This window comes from Streptomyces griseofuscus, from assembly GCF_014673495.1.
Classification (GTDB): domain Bacteria; phylum Actinomycetota; class Actinomycetes; order Streptomycetales; family Streptomycetaceae; genus Streptomyces; species Streptomyces murinus.
Genome location: NZ_CP051006.1, coordinates 6,832,098 through 6,847,518, shown reverse-complemented (window position 1 = coordinate 6,847,518; position 15,421 = coordinate 6,832,098). Strand labels below are relative to the sequence as shown.

General features: G+C 71.3%; 15 protein-coding genes. 1 reads left to right on the top strand and 14 read right to left on the bottom strand.

Annotated features, from left to right (window positions below; all coding sequences use genetic code 11):
* Positions 1 to 244 precede the first annotated feature (244 nt).
* The 14 genes from HEP81_RS31205 to pgsA all read right to left on the bottom strand — a co-directional run bounded on the left by HEP81_RS31205 (position 245) and on the right by pgsA (position 12,833).
* Positions 245 to 784, bottom strand: coding sequence for an adenine phosphoribosyltransferase (locus HEP81_RS31205; protein ID WP_037651054.1), 540 nt, complete (start codon positions 782 to 784; stop codon positions 245 to 247).
* On the bottom strand, positions 781 to 1,881 hold the full coding sequence (gene secF, locus HEP81_RS31200) for a protein translocase subunit SecF (RefSeq protein WP_037651056.1): 1,101 nt from the start codon (positions 1,879 to 1,881) through the stop codon (positions 781 to 783). The genes HEP81_RS31205 and secF overlap by 4 nt, the downstream gene beginning before the upstream one ends.
* Before the next feature lie 3 nt (positions 1,882 to 1,884).
* Positions 1,885 to 3,663: a protein translocase subunit SecD gene (gene secD / locus HEP81_RS31195; RefSeq protein ID WP_172624539.1), complete on the bottom strand. Its 1,779-nt coding sequence runs from the start codon at positions 3,661 to 3,663 to the stop codon at positions 1,885 to 1,887.
* A 146-nt stretch (positions 3,664 to 3,809) separates the two neighbouring features.
* A complete protein-coding gene (gene yajC, locus HEP81_RS31190; RefSeq protein ID WP_037651057.1) occupies positions 3,810 to 4,307 on the bottom strand; it encodes a preprotein translocase subunit YajC in 498 nt (165 codons plus the stop codon).
* A 192-nt stretch (positions 4,308 to 4,499) separates the two neighbouring features.
* Positions 4,500 to 5,579: a Holliday junction branch migration DNA helicase RuvB gene (gene ruvB / locus HEP81_RS31185; protein WP_037651059.1), complete on the bottom strand. Its 1,080-nt coding sequence runs from the start codon at positions 5,577 to 5,579 to the stop codon at positions 4,500 to 4,502.
* 26 nt (positions 5,580 to 5,605) lie between these two features.
* Positions 5,606 to 6,214, bottom strand: a complete 609-nt coding sequence (gene ruvA, locus HEP81_RS31180) for a Holliday junction branch migration protein RuvA (protein ID WP_037651060.1) — start codon at positions 6,212 to 6,214, stop codon at positions 5,606 to 5,608.
* Complete coding sequence (ruvC, locus tag HEP81_RS31175; RefSeq protein WP_037651061.1) at positions 6,211 to 6,750, bottom strand: crossover junction endodeoxyribonuclease RuvC; 540 nt, start codon at positions 6,748 to 6,750, stop codon at positions 6,211 to 6,213. The genes ruvA and ruvC overlap by 4 nt, the downstream gene beginning before the upstream one ends.
* Before the next feature lie 161 nt (positions 6,751 to 6,911).
* Positions 6,912 to 7,664 carry a YebC/PmpR family DNA-binding transcriptional regulator gene (locus HEP81_RS31170; protein WP_037651063.1) on the bottom strand — a complete coding sequence of 251 codons (753 nt, stop codon included), beginning with the start codon at positions 7,662 to 7,664 and terminating at the stop codon, positions 6,912 to 6,914.
* A 48-nt stretch (positions 7,665 to 7,712) separates the two neighbouring features.
* Complete coding sequence (gene pdxT, locus HEP81_RS31165; RefSeq protein WP_037651065.1) at positions 7,713 to 8,318, bottom strand: pyridoxal 5'-phosphate synthase glutaminase subunit PdxT; 606 nt, start codon at positions 8,316 to 8,318, stop codon at positions 7,713 to 7,715.
* Between the two features lie 27 nt (positions 8,319 to 8,345).
* Positions 8,346 to 9,251, bottom strand: a complete 906-nt coding sequence (gene pdxS / locus HEP81_RS31160) for a pyridoxal 5'-phosphate synthase lyase subunit PdxS (RefSeq protein WP_037651067.1) — start codon at positions 9,249 to 9,251, stop codon at positions 8,346 to 8,348.
* A 127-nt stretch (positions 9,252 to 9,378) separates the two neighbouring features.
* A complete protein-coding gene (locus HEP81_RS31155) occupies positions 9,379 to 9,921 on the bottom strand; it encodes a LemA family protein (RefSeq protein WP_037651069.1) in 543 nt (180 codons plus the stop codon).
* 130 nt (positions 9,922 to 10,051) lie between these two features.
* Positions 10,052 to 11,215: a glycosyltransferase family 4 protein gene (locus HEP81_RS31150; RefSeq protein WP_037651071.1), complete on the bottom strand. Its 1,164-nt coding sequence runs from the start codon at positions 11,213 to 11,215 to the stop codon at positions 10,052 to 10,054.
* Positions 11,212 to 12,120 (bottom strand): phosphatidylinositol mannoside acyltransferase, encoded by a 909-nt coding sequence (locus tag HEP81_RS31145; RefSeq protein ID WP_037651072.1) that lies wholly within the window; start codon positions 12,118 to 12,120, stop codon positions 11,212 to 11,214. The genes HEP81_RS31150 and HEP81_RS31145 overlap by 4 nt, the downstream gene beginning before the upstream one ends.
* A complete protein-coding gene (pgsA, locus tag HEP81_RS31140) occupies positions 12,117 to 12,833 on the bottom strand; it encodes a phosphatidylinositol phosphate synthase (protein ID WP_037651073.1) in 717 nt (238 codons plus the stop codon). Before pgsA ends, HEP81_RS31145 begins: the two co-directional genes overlap by 4 nt.
* A gap of 330 nt (positions 12,834 to 13,163) precedes the next feature.
* On the opposite strand from pgsA, the gene HEP81_RS31135 reads away from it, so the two are divergent.
* Positions 13,164 to 15,362 carry an elongation factor G-like protein EF-G2 gene (locus HEP81_RS31135; RefSeq protein WP_037651074.1) on the top strand — a complete coding sequence of 733 codons (2,199 nt, stop codon included), beginning with the start codon at positions 13,164 to 13,166 and terminating at the stop codon, positions 15,360 to 15,362.
* The last annotated feature ends 59 nt before the right edge of the window (positions 15,363 to 15,421 follow it).

Genomic DNA, 15,421 nt, shown 5'->3' with positions numbered 1-15,421 from the left:
GGGTCCCCCGGTCAGGCTCCGGAGACCCCATGGTAGCGATCCCACCGCCACGGATCGCCTTCAGGCGGATCGTAGGGACCGACTACCCCGGTAACGCCAGAGGTGCACCTGGGATTCCTGGAGGTGGCCGGGCGGTGCTGCGGAGGACGCGGCAGCGCCGGGAGGTCCTGGCCGGGAACGCCGTACGGCCGCCTCGGCGGGGTGCCGGGGCGGCCGTACGGCGTTGCTGCTGACCGGAGCCTGGTCAGACCTGGAGGAGGGCTTCCAGGGGGGCTCCGGCGAGGGTCGGTTCCAGTCGGGTGCGGGCGCCGAGGAAGCCCAGCTCCATCAGGACCGCGAGGCCCGCGACCTCGGCACCGGCGCGCTGGATGAGGTGGATGGCCGCCTCGGCGGTGCCACCGGTGGCCAGCACGTCGTCCACGATCAGGACGCGATCGCCCGAGGTCAGGTCCTCGGCGTGCACCTCGATCTCGGCCGAGCCGTACTCCAGGTCGTAGGCCTGGCGCAGGGTGGCACCGGGCAGCTTGCCGGCCTTGCGGACCGGGATGAAGCCCAGGCCCGCGCGGACGGCGACCGGGGCGCCGAGGATGAAGCCCCGGGCCTCCAGACCGACGATCTTGGTGGCGCCGGTGGCGGTGGCGATACCGGCGAGCGTGTCGGTCAGGGCGGTGAACGCGGCGGGGTCCGCCAGGAGCGGGGTGATGTCCTTGAACATCACTCCCGGCTCCGGGTAGTCCGCGACGTCTCGGATGCGGCTGAGCAGCAGCTCCTGGATGTCGGTCATCGGCGCTTGCCCGCCTGCCGGCCGCGGCCACGGCCGCGGGAGGAGGGCTGGTTGCGCGGGCCGACGACGGCGGGCGTGGCGTCCTCGGCGTCGTCGCCACCGGCGGTGACGGGACCGTCCTCCGAGGCGGCCTGGGCGCGCTTGGCCATGATCCGCTTGGTGAGCGCCTTCATCGCGGGCTCGCGCTCCTTGAGGTCGGCGACCAGCGGGGTGGCGATGAAGATCGAGGAGTACGCACCGGCCGCGAGGCCGACGAACAGCGACAGCGAGATGTCGTTGAGGTCACCGGCGCCGAGGAAGCCGCCGCCGATGAAGAGCAGACCGGCGACCGGCAGCAGGGCGACGACCGTGGTGTTGATGGAGCGGACCAGGGTGCCGTTGATCGACCGGTTGGCGATCTCGCTGTAGGTGAAGCGGGTCTGCTTGGTGATGTCCTTCGTCTGCTCCTTGAGGCTGTCGAAGACGACGACCGTGTCGTAGAGCGAGTAACCGAGGATGGTCAGCAGACCGATGATCGTGCCGGGCGAGACCTCGAAGCCGACCAGGGCGTAGATACCGGTCGTGATGGTGATGTCGTGGATCAGCGCGACCAGGGCCGCGACGGCCATGCGCCATTCGAAGGCGATGGCCAGGTAGATCACGACGAGCACCATGAAGATCGCCAGGCCCTCCCAGGCCTTGTTGGCGATCTCCTGGCCCCAGCTCGGGCCGACCAGGTCGGCGGCGAGCTTCTCGGGGTTGAGCTTCAGGTCCTTGGCCAGGCTCTCCTTGACCTGGTCGGACTTGGCCGTGTCCAGGCCGGCGACCTGGATGCGCAGGCTGCCGTTGCCGAGCTTCTGCACGACGGCCTCATGGCCGGAGGCGTCCTTGGCGTACGACTCCGCCTGAGCGATCGAGGTGCTCATGTTGGTCGGCGTCGTGAAGACGGCGCCGCCCTGGAAGTCGATGCTCATGTTCAGGCCGCGCACCGCCAGGCCGAGGATGGCCGTGATGGTGATCAGGATGGAGACGCCGTACCAGATCTTGCGCTTGCCGATGAAGTCGTAGCTGATCTCACCGCGGTGCAGCCGGGCGCCGATGGAGCCGAGTTTCGACATCGCTCACGCCTCCTTCGGGTCGACAGGGCCGGCGGCGGGGCCGGCGGGACGGCGGGTGCGGCGCAGCGGCGGCTTGCCACCGAGGCTCTTCGGGTCGAGGCCGGACCACTTGTGGCCGTTGCCGAAGAACTTGCGGCGGGCGAGCAGGGTCATCAGCGGCTTGGTGAACAGGAAGACGACGACCACGTCGAGCACGGTGGTCAGACCCAGCGTGAACGCGAAGCCCTGGACCTTGCCGACGGTCACGATGAACAGCACGGCGGCGGCGAGGAACGACACGAAGTCGGAGACCAGGACGGTGCGCCGGGCGCGCGGCCAGGCCCGCTCGACGGCGGGTCGCAGCGAGCGGCCCTCGCGGATCTCGTCCCTGATGCGTTCGAAGTACACGATGAACGAGTCGGCGGTGATACCGATGGCGACGATGGCGCCACAGACGGCCGGCAGGTTCAGTGCGAAATGGATGGCCGGGCCGAGCAGCGACATGATCACGTAGGTGAGGATCGCCGAGACGACCAGCGAGGCCATGGCGACGAGCGACAGGCCGCGGTAGTAGACCACCAGGTAGAGCACGACCAGCGCGAGGCCGATGGCGCCGGCGAGCAGACCGGCGTGCAGCTGCTGACCACCGAGCGCGGCGGTCACGGTGGTGACGGACTGCTCCTGGAAGGAGAGCGGCAGCGCGCCGTACGACAGCATGTTGGCGAGGCTCTGCGCCTCCTGCTGCGTGAAGCTGCCGGAGATCTCCGCCTGGCCGCCGGTGATGGCCTGGCTGACGTAAGGGCTGGAGACGACCTCGCCGTCCAGGACGATGCCGAACTCGTTCTGCGGGGCCTGGTTCTTGGCCAGCTCACCGGTGATGTCGGCGAACTTCTTGGCGCCCGTGGAGTTGAAGGTCATCTGGACCTGCCAGCCGGAGGCGCCCTGGGTGTCGAAGATGGCCTGGGCCTTCTTCACCTCGGTGCCGTCCACGCCGGCCGGGCCGAGCAGGTACTTGTAGTAGCCCTTGCCGACCTTGCCGCAGGCGATGGTGGGGTCGCCCGGCTTGGCGTTGTTGCCGGCCTTGGCGCGGTCGTCCTGGTTGGAGCAGTCCAGGGCGGTGTACGCGGCCTGGAGCTTGGCCGTGTCCGTGCCGCCGGAGGCCGAGGGGGTCGGCTTCGGGGAGGGACCACCGGTGGGCGTCGCGCTCGGCGAGGGGCTGGAGCCGGCCTTGAGCGCGTCGGTGACCGCACGGCCCTGCGTGGTCGCGGAGGAGGTCGGGGACGTGCTCGACGAGGAGGAGGCCTTCTGCGAGGAGGAGGCGCTCGGGGAGGAGCTGGAGCCCGGCTTGGGCGAGGAGCCGGCGGACGGGGAGCCACTCGGCGAGGGGCTGGCCGCGGCACCGCTGGGCTCGCTGGCCAGAACCGGCCGGAAGTAGAGCTTGGCGGTGGTGCCGACCTGCTGCTGGGCCTCCTTGGAGTTGGTGCCCCGCGGGATGTTGACGATGATGTTGTCGGTTCCCTGGGTCTGCACCTCCGCCTCGGAGACGCCGAGGCCGTTGACACGGCGGTTCATGATCTCGACCGCGGTGTCCATGTTGGCCTTGTTGACCGCGGACCCCTGGTCGGCCTTCGCCTTGAGCGTGATGCTCGTACCACCGGCGAGGTCGATACCGAGACGCGGGGTGGTGTGCCCGGAGGCGAACATCCCTCCGGTGAGCGCCACGATGGCGATCAGGATCAGGGCCAGTGAGCGCCCTGGTTTGCTCTGGGCGCTCGCGCTCCGGCCCTTCTTAGGTGCTGCCACCTTCTCGTACTCCCTCTCGGGCCGCTCCGGCGCCCGGTCGGCGCTCGGCGGCCATGACATGGTGTCGGGCTCCCCGTACGGGAAACAGACGCGCCCGGTGGTGCGCGGGGCGTGATTATGCCGTCTCGCGCACCACCGGGGCGTGACTACTTCGCGTCGGAATCGCCGTCGGACTTCTTCGGCTTGTCCTCCGTCACGGCCTCGGACCCGTCGGCGGTGTCCTCGTCTGCGTCCTTCTTACCGAGGTCGATCTTGTCGTCGGAGGCGGCGGCAGCGGCGGCAGATCCGTCGGTCTCGTCGGTCTCGGTGAGGGAGGAGGCGTCGTCCGGGACGATCTCGGCGTCGGACTTCAGGTCGTGCTCGATGCCGTGCACGATGCGGTTGTACTCGTCGTCGGTGAGGACGGCGCCGATCGAGTTCTTGGCGAAGAGGAGGTCGACGCCGGGAGCGGCGTCCAGGAGGACGGTGTCCTCATTGACCTCCTTGACCGTCGCGTACATTCCCCCGATCGTGCGGACACCGGAGCCGGGCTGCATCTCATTGCGCATCTGCGCGGCCTGAGTCTGCTTCTTCTTGGCAGAGCGCGTCATCAGGAACATGGCCGCGATGAGCACGATGAACGGGAGAAGGGTATACGGATTCACGGGACGGGATTTCCTTCGCGCGACCGCGACGGAGAGCGGCCTTTTCGGGGATGGGGGTGTGTCGGCGCCGCCCACAAGGGCGGCATCGGCGGAGTCTAAGCGAGTCCGCACACATGGAACAACGCCCAGCATGGCACCTGGGTTCCGCACCGGGCCACTGCCGAAGCGGAGGGGCGCCCAGGGGCGGTGGCGTCACGTCCCGAACAGGTCCGGTTGTCCGTTTCCCGCCGTACTGGAGCCGGGCGGGGTGAGACCGAGGTGCGTCCAGGCGGCGGGCGTGGCGACGCGGCCGCGCGGGGTACGGGCCAGCAGTCCCTCACGGACCAGGAAGGGCTCGGCGACCTCCTCGACGGTCTCGCGCTCCTCCCCCACCGCGACGGCCAGGGTGGACAGACCGACGGGGCCGCCGGCGAAAAGCTTCAGCAAAGCCTCCAGGACGGCGCGGTCCAGCCGGTCGAGGCCGCGTGCGTCGACCTCGTAGACGGCGAGGGCGGCCGCGGCGATGTCCCTGGTGATCGCGCCGTCCGCCTTGACCTGCGCGTAGTCGCGGACGCGGCGCAGCAGGCGGTTGGCGATACGGGGGGTGCCGCGGGAGCGGCCGGCGATCTCGGCGGCGCCGTCCGTGTCGATGCCGACGTCCAGGAGCTGCGCGGAGCGGTGCACGACGCGCTCCAGTTCGCGGGGCTCGTAGAACTCCATGTGCGCGGTGAAGCCGAAGCGGTCGCGCAGCGGGGGCGGCAGCAGTCCGGCCCGGGTGGTGGCGCCGACCAGGGTGAACGGGGGCAGTTCGAGGGGGATGGCGGTGGCTCCGGGGCCCTTGCCGACGATGACGTCGACGCGGAAGTCCTCCATCGCCATGTAGAGCATCTCCTCGGCGGGCCGGGACATGCGGTGGATCTCGTCCAGGAAGAGCACCTCGCCCTCCTGGAGGGAGGAGAGGATCGCGGCGAGGTCGCCGGCGTGCTGGATGGCGGGGCCCGAGGTGATGCGGATGGGGGCGCCCATCTCGGCGGCGATGATCATCGAGAGGGTGGTCTTGCCGAGGCCGGGGGCGCCGGAGAGCAGGACGTGGTCGGCGGTGGCGCCGCGCGCGCGGGCCGCCCGCAGCACCAGGTCGAGCTGTTCGCGGACCTTCTCCTGGCCGATGAACTCACCGAGGTCCTTGGGGCGCAGGGCGGCCTCGACGGCCTGGTCCTCGCGGTCGGCGGCGGAGCCCACCAGTCGCTCGGCGGCGGGCGTGTCGCCGGTGTCGGCCGTGTCGTCCCAGTTCATGTGGTGTGCCTCAACAGGGGTGGGGGTCAGCGGGCGCGGTTCAGGGTCTGGAGGGCGGCCTTCAGGAGCGGGCCGACCTGCGGGGTGCCGGCCGCCGCCTCGGCCTGCGGGGCCACGGCGGTCACGGCCTCCTCGGCCTCGCGGGTGGCGTAGCCGAGCCCGATGAGGGCCGCGTGCAGCTGGTCGCGCCAGCCCTGGGTGACCGGGGCGCCGACGGCGGGGGCGGTGCCGACGGGGGCGCCGAGGCGGTCCTTCAGTTCCAGGAGCAGTTTCTGGGCGCCCTTCTTGCCGATGCCGGGGACCGCGGTGAGGGCCTTCTCGTCACCGGTGGCGACGGCGCGGCGCAGCGCGTCCGGGGAGTGCACGGCGAGCATGGCCTGGGCGAGGCGGGGGCCGACGCCGCTGGCGGTCTGGAGCAGGACGAAGACCTGGCGGGCGTCGTCGTCCGCGAAGCCGTACAGGGTCAGCGAGTCCTCGCGCACGACCAGGGAGGTGTGCAGTTTGGCGGGCTGTCCGAGGCGGAGCGTGGAGAGCGTGTCCGGGGTGCACTGGACGGACATGCCGACACCGCCGACCTCCACCACCGCGGCGTCGGGGGCGAGCGCGGCGACCGTGCCGCTGACGAAGGCGATCATGCCGTACGGCCTTTCGTTGCGTGGGCGGTGTGCAGGGCGACGGCCTGCTGGAGGCGGTTCTGGGCGGGGGCGCGCCAGATGTGGCAGATGGCGAGGGCGAGGGCGTCGGCCGCGTCGGCGGGTTTCGGGGGCGCGGCGAGCCGGAGCAGCCGGGTGACCATGGCGCCGACCTGGGCCTTGTCCGCGCGGCCCGAGCCGGTGACGGCGGCCTTGACCTCGCTGGGGGTGTGCAGCGCGACGGGGATGCCGCGGCGGGCGGCGCACAGCATGGCGACGGCGCTGGCCTGGGCGGTGCCCATCACGGTGCGCACATTGTGCTGGCTGAAGACGCGCTCGACGGCCACGAACTCGGGCCGGTGTTCGTCCAGCCACGCCTCGATGCCCTGCTCGACGGCGAGCAGTCGGCGGCTCAGCTCGGCGTCCGCGGGGGTGCGCACGACACCGACGCCGATCATGGTGAGCGGGCGTCCGGCGACCCCCTCGACCACGCCGACCCCGCACCGGGTCAGTCCCGGGTCCACCCCCAGTACCCGCACGGGCCCCTCCCTCCGACCGCTCGATCACCTGTTTGTGCAGGCTATCGGGTGGCACTGACAACGCCGCGCACCAACGCCCCCGTCGGCGTCCCCGCCGGTACCCGACAACGCGACGGGCCGACGGGGTGTGTCCCGTCGGCCCGGTCGGTCAGCCGTACGCGTTACGCGTCGACCTTCTCCATGACCTCGTCGCTCACGTCGAAGTTGGCGAAGACGTTCTGCACGTCGTCGCTGTCCTCCAGGGCGTCGATCAGCTTGAAGATCTTCCTGGCGCCCTCCTCGTCCAGCTCGACCTGCATGGTCGGGACGAAGTTGGCCTCGGCGGAGTCGTAGTCGATGCCGGCCTCCTGGAGGGCGGTGCGGACCGCGACCAGGTCGGTGGCCTCGCTGAGCACCTCGAAGGACTCACCGAGGTCGTTGACCTCCTCGGCACCGGCGTCCAGGACGGCGCCGAGCACGTCGTCCTCGCTCAGCTCGCCCTTGGGGACGATGACGACGCCTTTGCGGTTGAAGAGGTACGACACCGAGCCCGGGTCGGCCATGTTGCCGCCGTTGCGGGTCATGGCCACGCGCACGTCGGAGGCGGCGCGGTTGCGGTTGTCGGTGAGGCACTCGATGAGCACCGCGACGCCGTTCGGACCGTAGCCCTCGTACATGATCGTCTCGTAGTCGGCGCCGCCGGCCTCAAGACCGCCACCGCGCTTGATCGCGGAGTCGATGTTCTTGTTCGGGACCGACTGCTTCTTGGCCTTCTGGACGGCGTCGTAGAGCGTCGGGTTACCTTCGAGGTCGACACCGCCCATACGGGCGGCGACCTCGATGTTCTTGATCAGCTTCGCGAAGAGCTTGCCGCGCTTGGCGTCGATCACGGCCTTCTTGTGCTTCGTCGTAGCCCATTTAGAGTGGCCGGACATCTGCCTGTCTCCTTCGCGTTACCCATCTATGAACGAACGCCTGAGATCCTACAAGGACTCCGAGCCGGTGTTGGCGCGCACCATGTCGACGAACAGGGCGTGCACCCGGTGGTCGCCGGTCAGTTCCGGGTGGAACGACGTGGCGAGCGCGTTGCCCTGGCGGACGGCGACGATATGGCCGCCGTGCTCGGCGAGCACCTCGGTGTCCGCGCCCACGGACTCCACCCAGGGGGCGCGGATGAAGACGCCCTCCACAGGCTCGCCAGCGACGCCGCGCACGTCGATCGCGGCCTCGAAGGACTCGTTCTGACGTCCGAAGGCGTTACGGCGCACGATCATGTCGATGCCGCCGATGGTCTCCTGGCCGGAGCGCGGGTCGAGGATCTTGTCGGCCAGCATGATCATGCCCGCGCAGGTGCCGTAGACGGGCATACCGGCGCGCACCCGGGCGCGCAGGGGCTCCATCACGCCGAAGAGCACGGCGAGTTTGGAGATGGTGGTGGACTCGCCGCCGGGCAGGACGAGCGCGTCGACCTCGGCGAGTTCCTCGGGGCGCCGCACCGGCCTGGCCACGGCGTCCGCCGCGGCCAGGGCGATGAGGTGCTCCCGTACGTCGCCCTGGAGCGCCAGGACACCGATGACAGGAGTGTTCATGGGATGTGGATACCTGTGGGCCTGTGCTTACCAGCCGCGGTTCGCGTAGCGCTCGGTCTCGGGGAGGGTGTCGCAGTTGATGCCGACCATGGCCTCGCCGAGGTTGCGCGACGCGTCCGCGATGATCTTCGGGTCGTCGTAGAAGGTGGTCGCCTTCACGATGGCGGCGGCGCGCTTGGCCGGGTCGCCGGACTTGAAGATGCCGGAGCCGACGAACACGCCCTCGGCGCCGAGCTGGCGCATCAGGGCCGCGTCGGCCGGGGTGGCCACGCCGCCGGCGGAGAACAGCACCACGGGGAGCTTGCCCAGCTCGGCGACCTCCTTGACCAGCTCGTAGGGGGCGCGCAGCTCCTTGGCGGCGGCGTACAGCTCGTTGTTGTCGCAGCCGCGCAGCTTGGCGATCTCGCCCTTGATCTGGCGCAGGTGGCGCACGGCCTCCACGACGTTGCCGGTGCCGGCCTCGCCCTTGGAGCGGATCATCGCGGCGCCCTCGGCGATGCGGCGCAGGGCCTCGCCCAGGTTGGTGGCACCGCACACGAACGGGGTGGTGAACGCCCACTTGTCCGAGTGGTTGACCTCGTCGGCCGGGGTGAGGACCTCGGACTCGTCGATGTAGTCCACGCCGAGGGACTGGAGGACCTGGGCCTCGACGAAGTGGCCGATGCGGGACTTGGCCATGACCGGGATCGAGACGGCGTCGATGATGCCCTCGATCATGTCCGGGTCGGACATCCGGGCCACGCCGCCGTCCTTGCGGATGTCGGCCGGGACCCGCTCCAGGGCCATGACGGCGACGGCGCCCGCGTCCTCGGCGATCTTCGCCTGCTCCGGGGTGACGACGTCCATGATGACGCCGCCCTTGAGCTGCTCGGCCATGCCGCGCTTCACGCGGGCGGTACCGGTCTCGGGAGCCTGGTTCTCGGTGGTGGACACGGGCGACCTCACTGAAGGGAAAGAGGGTTCTCTGCTGCACCGAGGAAACGCGAGTGGACCAGGCCACAGCAAGGGCCAATGGAAAGCCCGTGGCTCGTTTTCGCTGGGAATGCCAGGTGAGGGGCGGTCAGGCGACCCGTTCCACCAGGGCGGCGGGGGGTTCGTCGTCCATCTCGAAGGCCAGCGGGAAGGGGGCGTGGCCTGCCAGCCGGAACCAGCGGACCTTGCGGTGCTCGCGCAGCCTGCGGGCGGCGCCCACGGCGTCGTTGTGGAAGCGGCGGGCCATCGGGACCCGGCGCACGGCCTCGGCCAGCTCATGGGCCGCGTCCTCGCCGCCGGGCGCCTCACGCAGCGCCTCCACCTGGGCCGGTTCCGCGAACACCGCGCGCAGGGCCTGGCTCAACTCGCTCTCGGCGACCTCCCGCTGCTCCTCCTCGGCCTGCCGGGCGGCGTGCGCGGCCTCGTACAGCACGATCGAGGCGGCCGGGTCGAGCACGCCGGAGGTGGCGAGTTCCTGGGCCACGGAGGCGCGGCGCAGCAGCTGGGCGTCGAGCGCGGCGCGGGCGGCGTCCATCCGTACGTGCAGCCGGTCCAGGCGTCCTGCGGTCCAGCTCAGGTAGACGCCGATCGCGAGGAGGGCGACGAGGATCCAGATGAGGGTTGCGGTCACGCGGGAAGGCTATCGGCACCCCTTCGGCCCAGCGGACACGCGCCCGGAAGGCACCTGTCTCACTGCCGCGCGAGGCTCTCACTCCCGCACGAGGTTCTGATCCCGGACGAGGTCTCAGCGCATCCGGGTCTCAGTCCCGCGCCAGCCCGAACCGCGCCCGCAGCCCCGTCGACCGCTCGTCCGCCGCGACCGCCGTGGTGCCGTCCGTGACCGTCTCGTAGACGGAGAGGATGTCCGCGCCGACCGTGGACCAGTCGAAGCGCCGCACATGGGCGCTGCCGTGCTCGCGCAGTGCGGCCCGGCGTTCCGGGTCGGCCAGCAGCCGTACGGCGGCGTCGGCGAGCGCGTCGGCGTCCTCGTTGGCGAAGATCTCGCCCGCCCGGCCCTGGTCGAGGACCTGGACGAAGGCGTCGAGGTCGGAGGCGAGCACGGGGGCGCCCGCGGACATGGCCTCGACCAGGATGATGCCGAAGCTCTCGCCGCCGGTGTTGGGCGCCACGTACACGTCCACGCTGCGCAGCAGCCGGGCCTTGTCCTCGTCGCTGATCATGCCGAGGAACTCCACCCGGGAGCGCAGCTCCGCGGGCAGGTGCTCGACGGCCGCCTCCTCGTCGCCGCGGCCCGCGACCAGCAGCCGCGCGGTGGGCCGGGCGGCCATGATCTTCGGCAGGGCCTTCATCAGCACCGGCAGGCCCTTGCGGGGCTCGTCGATCCGGCCGATGAAGCCGATCGTCTCCCCCTGCCACTCGGGTTTGGGCTCGGCCCCGGCGAAGAAGTCGACGTCGACGCCGTTCGGGATGACCACCGCGTCCCCGCCCAGATGCTCGACCAGGGTGCGCCGGGCGTACTCGCTGACCGCGATCCGGGCGCTGATCTTCTCCAGGGCGGCCTGGAGGATCGAGTACGCGGCGATCATCGCCCGCGAGCGCGGGTTGGAGGTGTGGAAGGTGGCCACGATCGGGCCCTGCGCCGCCCAGCAGGTGAGCAGGCCGAGCGAGGGCGAGGTCGGCTCGTGGATGTGCACCACGTCGAAGGCGCCGTCGTGCAGCCAGCGCCGTACCCGCGCGGCCGACAGGAAGCCGAAGTTCAGCCGGGCCACCGAGCCGTTGTACGGCACCGGGACCGCGCGGCCCGCCGAGACGACGTACGGCGGCAGCGGGGTGTCGTCGTCGGCCGGGGCCAGCACCGAGACCTCGTGGCCGAGGCGGATGAAGTACTCGGCGAGGTCGCGGATGTGGAACTGGACGCCCCCGGGCACGTCCCAGGAGTACGGGCAGACGATCCCGATTCTCACGAGGGTCCCTTCGCGGGGTCGAGGTCGGCGAGCCACAGCCGCTGGAGCATGTGCCAGTCCTCCGGGTGCTCGGCGATCCCGGTGGCGAAGGCGTCGGCCAGGGCCTGTGTCATGACAGACGCCTTCTCGGCCCGGGTGCCTGACCCGGGCACCTCGATCGGCGGGTGCACCTGGCCCCGCATGACGGGCGAGTCGTCGTACCAGAGGGTGACCGGCAGCAGCAGGGCGCCGGTGTGCTGGGCGAGCAGGGCGGGGCCAGCGGGCATCCGGGCCTTCTCGCCGAAGAAGTCGACCTCGACGCCGGAGGCGGACAGATCGCGGTCGGCGACCAGGCAGACCAGACCGCCGTCACGGAGCCTGCGGGCCAGGGTGCCGAAGGCGGAGCCGCCGCTGTGCGGCAGCACCTCCATGCCGAGGCCCTCGCGGTAGGCGACGAAGCGGTCGTAGAGCGTCTCGGGCTTGAGGCGTTCGGCGACCGTGGTGAACGGGGTGCGCAGCTCGGTGGTGACCCAGGCGCCGGCCAGGTCCCAGTTGGCCAGGTGCGGCAGGGCGAGGATCACGCCCTTGCCCGCGTCCAGGCCCTCGGTCAGGTGGTGTATGTCCTTGGGGTCGAAGCCCGTCCTGATCCGCTCGGGGCTCCAGGCGGGCAGCCGGAAGGACTCCATCCAGTAGCGCAGATAGGAGCGCATCCCCTTGCGGGAGAGCTCCGCGAGGCGCGCCGGGCTGGCGCCGGGCACGACACGCGCGTAGTTCGCCTCCAGGCGCAGCACGCCCTTGCCGCGCTTCTTCCAGGCGAGGTCCGCGACGGCTCGCCCCAGGCGGGCCGCGGCGGGCTCCGGGAGCTTCTTGACGGTGCTCCAGCCCGCGCCGTACAGCGCGTCGGAGAGCCGGTCCGAGACGCTCACTTCGCCGCCCCGCTCGCGTCCCGCGCGGCCGCCTCGGCCTCCGCCGACTCACGGCGCACGGTGACGACCCGCTGGATCAGCGTGACCAGGCTGCCCGCGGCGACGATCCACAGGGCGATCGGCAGCAGCCACTGGATGCCCGGCACACCGAATTTGTGCAGACCCGCGAATCCGGCCGCGACCAGCGAGATCACCAGCCGCTCGGCACGCTCGACCAGCCCGTTGACGGCGACCGGCAGCCCGATCGACTCGCCGCGCGCCTTGGTGTACGACACCACCTGGCCGCTGGCCAGGCAGAAGATCGAGACCGCGCACATCATGTTGTCGTCGCCCTGCCCCGCGTACCAGAGCGCGAAGCCACCGAAGATCGCGCCGTCGGCGACCCGGTCCAGGGTGGAGTCCAAGAAGGCGCCCCAGCGGCTGGAGCGGCCCAGCTGGCGGGCCATGTTGCCGTCGACCAGGTCGGAGAAGACGAACAGGGTGATCACGACCGTGCCCCAGAAGAACTCGCCCCGGGGGTAGAAGACCAGCGCGCCCGCCACCACGCCCGCCGTGCCGAGCAGCGTGACCGTGTCGGGGCTCACCCCCCGCCGGATGAGAAACGCGGCGAACGGTGTGAGGACACGCGTGAAAAATGCACGCGCGTACTTGTTCAGCATGGCCTTCCCGACGGTCGGTGTCGCCGCGGCCCTGATGGCCGCCGGCTGGCCCATCGTAGCCACGCGCGCGTACGCGTGGCGGGCGGGCACCCGCGGCCCGTGCGCCGAGGTGGTGCGCCGGGCTCGCGCGAAGCCGCCCGGGAGCGTGCGTACGACCCCCGCGCGGCGGTGCGTACGACCCCGCGCGGCGCCCCGAGCGGGGCACCGTACGGCCCCTGCCCCGGGCGCCGGCAGCGGGATCGGGTCCGTCGCGGGGTCCGTCGTATGGACGCGACGTGACGGGAGTGGAAAGCTCGAATAACCGCGGGCGTCGCCGAAGCCGCCGCAGCACGCGGTTCGCGTGTCCGCGCCCCGATGACCTCACCGTGCACGGGAGGCAGGATCATGGGCGACAAGACTCAGACACACCCCGGGGCCGCCGGCAGGGCTCTGACGGCCGACCGGCCCGCGTCCATACGGAATGTGGTGCTGGTCGGCCACTCCGGGTCGGGCAAGACGACCCTGGTGGAGGCCCTCGCGCTGACCGCCGGGGCGGTGAACCGGGCGGGCCGCGTGGAGGACGGCGGCTCCGTCTCCGACTACGACGAGATCGAGCACCGCCAGCAGCGCTCCGTCCAGCTGTCGCTGGTGCCGGTCGCCTGGGACGGCATCAAGATCAACATCCTGGACACCCCCGGATACGCCGACTTCGTCGGAGAACTGCGGGCCGGTCTGCGCGCCGCGGACGCGGCCCTCTTCGTCGTCTCGGCCTCCGACGGCGTGGACGGCTCCACCCGCATGGTCTGGGAGGAGTGCGCGGCCGTCGGAATGCCACGGGCGATCGTGATCACCCACCTGGAGGCGGCCCGCGCCGACTTCGAGGAGACCACCCGGATCTGCGCGGAGGCCTTCGGCGACGACGACCCGGACGCCGTCCTGCCCCTCTACCTGCCGCTGCGCGGCGCCGAGGGCCCCGACGGACACGCGCCCGTCACCGGCCTGGTGGGGCTGCTCACCCGCAAACTGTTCGACTACTCCACCGGCGAGCGCAAGGAGTCCGAACCCGGCGCGGACCAGCTGCCCGACCTGGACGAGGCCCGCAACCGGCTCATCGAGGGGATCATCGCCGAGAGCGAGGACGAGACCCTCATGGACCGCTACCTCGGCGGCGAACAGGTCGAGATCAAGACCCTGATCCAGGACCTGGAGCGGGCCGTGGCCCGCGGCCGCTTCTTCCCGGTGCTCGCGGCCGCCCCCGCCGCCGAGGGCGCCCGCCAGGGCCTGGGCACCGTGGAACTGCTCGACCTGATCACGGGCGGCTTCCCGACCCCGTTCGAACACCCGGTGCCCGGCGTGACCACCCCCGACGGAAAGGCCCGCGAGCTCACACCGTGCGACACCGAAGGGCCGCTGGCCGCCGAGGTCGTCAAGACCGCCTCCGACCCCTACGTCGGCCGCATCTCCCTGGTCCGCGTCTTCTCCGGCACCCTGCGCCCCGACCAGACGGTGCACGTCTCCGGGCACGGCCTGACCGACCGGGGCCACGAGGACCATGACGTCGACGAGAAGATCGGCGCCCTGTCCATGCCCTTCGGCAAGCAGCAGCGGCCCCTCACCCAGGCCGTCGCGGGCGACCTGGTGAGCGTGGCCAAGCTCGCCCGCGCCGAGACCGGGGACACGCTCTCCGCCAAGGACGACCCGCTGCTGATGGAGCCCTGGCAGATGCCGGACCCGCTGCTCCCGATCGCCATCCAGGCGCACAGCAAGGCCGACGAGGACAAACTCTCCCAAGGGCTGTCCCGACTGGTCGCCGAGGACCCGACGATGCGCCTGGAGCAGAACAAGGACACCCACCAGGTGGTGCTGTGGTGCATGGGCGAGGCGCACGCGGACGTCGCGCTGGAACGGCTGCGCAGCCGCTACGGCGTCCAGGTCGACGTCGTACCGCACAAGGTCTCCCTGCGGGAGACGTTCGCGAACCGGGCGAGCGGGCGCGGCCGGCACGTCAAGCAGTCCGGTGGGCACGGCCAGTACGCCATCTGCGAGATCGAGGTCGAACCGCTGCCCGGCGGCTCGGGCATCGAGTTCGTGGACAAGGTGGTCGGCGGGGCGGTGCCGCGCCAGTTCATCCCGTCCGTGGAGAAGGGGATCCGCGCCCAGGCCGCCAAGGGCGTCGCCGCCGGACATCCGCTCGTGGACGTCCGGGTCACCCTGCTCGACGGCAAGGCGCACTCGGTGGACTCCTCCGACGCCGCCTTCCAGACCGCGGGCGCCCTCGCCCTGCGCGAGGCCGCCGCCGACGCCAGGATCCATCTGCTGGAGCCGGTCGCCGAGGTGAGCGTCCTGGTCCCCGACGACTACGTGGGCGCCGTGATGAGCGACCTGTCGAGCCGCCGCGGCCGGGTGCTCGGCACCGAACAGCTGGGCACCGGACGCACCTTGATCCGGGCCGAGGTCCCCGAGTTCGAGATCGGCCGCTACGCCGTCGACCTGCGCTCGCTCTCCCACGGCACGGCCCGCTTCGACCGGGCGTACGCGCGGCACGAGCCGATGCCGGCGCAGATCGCCGAACGCATCCGCGAACAGGGCGGGGACGACGGGTAGTTCCCGGGCACCGGGGCGGACGGCTTCGGCCGTCCGCCCTCCGCTTGTCGGTGCCGGCC

Coding starts and splice junctions, on each gene's coding strand:
- HEP81_RS31205 (WP_037651054.1), bottom strand. CDS start 784: ATGACCGACATCCAGGAGCTGCTGCTCAGCCGCATCCGAGACGTCGCG.
- secF (WP_037651056.1), bottom strand. CDS start 1,881: ATGTCGAAACTCGGCTCCATCGGCGCCCGGCTGCACCGCGGTGAGATC.
- ruvB (WP_037651059.1), bottom strand. CDS start 5,579: ATGAACTGGGACGACACGGCCGACACCGGCGACACGCCCGCCGCCGAG.
- ruvA (WP_037651060.1), bottom strand. CDS start 6,214: ATGATCGCCTTCGTCAGCGGCACGGTCGCCGCGCTCGCCCCCGACGCC.
- HEP81_RS31170 (WP_037651063.1), bottom strand. CDS start 7,664: ATGTCCGGCCACTCTAAATGGGCTACGACGAAGCACAAGAAGGCCGTG.
- pdxT (WP_037651065.1), bottom strand. CDS start 8,318: ATGAACACTCCTGTCATCGGTGTCCTGGCGCTCCAGGGCGACGTACGG.
- pgsA (WP_037651073.1), bottom strand. CDS start 12,833: ATGGGCCAGCCGGCGGCCATCAGGGCCGCGGCGACACCGACCGTCGGG.
- HEP81_RS31135 (WP_037651074.1), top strand. CDS start 13,164: ATGGGCGACAAGACTCAGACACACCCCGGGGCCGCCGGCAGGGCTCTG.